This window comes from Streptomyces sp. BR123 (assembly GCF_013401435.1).
Lineage (GTDB): Bacteria > Actinomycetota > Actinomycetes > Streptomycetales > Streptomycetaceae > Streptomyces.
In genome coordinates, this window is record NZ_JACBGN010000609.1 from 1 (window position 1) to 1,228 (window position 1,228).

Annotated in this window: 1 protein-coding gene; it reads right to left on the reverse strand. The window is 75.3% G+C overall.

Translation table 11 applies throughout. The features are described from left to right. Window positions 1-35: 35 nt before the first annotated feature. Window positions 36-1,226 (reverse strand): PQQ-dependent sugar dehydrogenase, encoded by a 1,191-nt coding sequence (locus HYE82_RS36625; RefSeq protein WP_179178536.1) that lies wholly within the window; start codon window positions 1,224-1,226, stop codon window positions 36-38. Window positions 1,227-1,228: the final 2 nt, after the last annotated feature.

Genomic DNA, 1,228 nt, shown 5'->3' on the forward strand with positions numbered 1-1,228 from the left:
CCCCTCCTGCCCGCCCCTCCCCGCAGGGCGCGCGGTCACTGCACCGTCAGTGTCAGGATCCTGTCGTCGCCGGCCTGCGGCGATCCGCGTCCGTCCGTCTCGCTCGTCACCAGCAGCAGCCTGTCCCCGCCCAGGGCGATCACCGAGCGCAGCCGGCCGTACCTCCCCTCCAGGAAGCCCTCCGGCGCAGCCGCCGGCGCAGCCCCCGCCATCGGGATCCGCCACAGCCGCTCGCCCTTCAGCCCGGCCATCCACACCGAGCCCTGCGCCCAGGCGATCCCGCTCGGCGAAGCCTCGTCCGGCCTCCACACCGCCACCGGGTCGCGCAGGCCCGGTCTGCCCGCCTTGCCCTCCTCGTCGGGCCAGCCGTAGTTCCCGCCGGGCTCGATCAGGTTCAGCTCGTCCCAGGTGTGCTGGCCGAACTCGGAGGCCCACAGCCGCTTGTCCTGGTCCCAGGCGAGGCCCTGCACATTGCGGTGCCCGTACGAGTAGACGACCGAGTCGGCCTCGGGGTTGCCGTGCACCGGCTTCCCGTCCGGCGTCATCCGCAGGATCTTGCCGCCCAGCGACTTCCTGTCCTGCGCGAGCCCGGGGTCACCGGTCTCGCCCGTCCCCGCGTACAGCATCCGGTCCGGGCCGAACGCGATCCGGCCGCCGTTGTGGAAGACGCCCTTGGGGATGCCGCGCAGCACCGTGTCCGGCGCGCCCAGCTGCTGCCCGGGGTCCCGGTGCTCGTCGTACCGCATGCGGGCGATGCGATTGTCCGACGCCGTCGTGAAGTAGGCGTAGACCATCCGGTCCGAGGCGAACGACGGGGACACCGCCAGGCCCAGCAGGCCGCCCTCGCCGCCGGGATCCACCCCCGGCACCTCCCCGATCTGCGTCACCTTCCCCGAGTCCGGGGCGACCCTGCTGATCGTGCCCTTGTCCCGCGAGGCGACCAGCAGATCCCCGTCGGGCAGCGGGGCCACCCCCCACGGGGAGGCGAGGTCCTTGGCGATCTCCCCGGTCACCGTCACCGAGCCTTTGGCCGGCGCCCCCGGGCTCTTCGCCGCACCGGACGCGCCGCCCGGCGAGCCCGCCGCCGCCTCACTGGGCGCCCCGCGCGGCGGCGAGCTGCCCGGCGCGGCCCCGGGACCGCCCGCCGGACTGCACCCCGTCGCCAGCAGGACCGCACACCCTGCCAGCAGCGCGCCGGCCGGACCCCTGCGGGCCCGCCCGAACACCC